This is a genomic window from Mesorhizobium sp. M4B.F.Ca.ET.214.01.1.1 (assembly GCF_004791545.1).
Classification (GTDB): domain Bacteria; phylum Pseudomonadota; class Alphaproteobacteria; order Rhizobiales; family Rhizobiaceae; genus Mesorhizobium; species Mesorhizobium abyssinicae.
The window spans coordinates 1-439 of the sequence record NZ_SRUX01000073.1 but is presented as its reverse complement, the minus strand read 5'-3'; the positions used below and the strand labels follow the sequence as shown (position 1 = coordinate 439).

The window sequence follows — 439 nt, the reverse complement described above, 5'->3', positions numbered from 1 at the left end:
GCATTTCTCCCGGACCCTACCGGTGAGGCGCCGGAGGAGGGATCGACGTGACCGCATTGACCGATCCGGATCTGCTGTTCGCCGCCGAGGGGCGCCAGCTTTCGCTCGCACGCGCGCTTTACGCCTCGGTCCGGGACCTGCCGATCGTCAGCCCGCACGGCCACACCGACCCGCGCTGGTATGCGCTGAACGAGCCGTTCCCCGATCCCGCGCAACTGCGCCTCGTACCGGCCCACTATATTTTTCGCATGCTGTTCAGCCAGGGCGTGCGGCTGGAGGCTCTCGGCGTGCCGACGCTCGATGGCGCGCCCGTCGAGACCGATGGCAGGGCGATCTGGCGGCTGTTCGCCGAGCACTATCATCTCTTCCGTGGCACGCCGACCCGGCTGTGGTTCGACCAGGTGCTTGCGCATCTGTTCAGCATCGAAGAGCCGTTGAG

Annotated in this window: 1 protein-coding gene; it reads left to right on the top strand. The window is 67.0% G+C overall.

Going from position 1 to position 439, the window contains the following annotated elements; translation table 11 throughout:
* Positions 1–47: 47 nt before the first annotated feature.
* Positions 48–439: glucuronate isomerase (locus EN857_RS33345; protein ID WP_189522824.1), on the top strand; the 392-nt coding region annotated here is incomplete at its 3' end.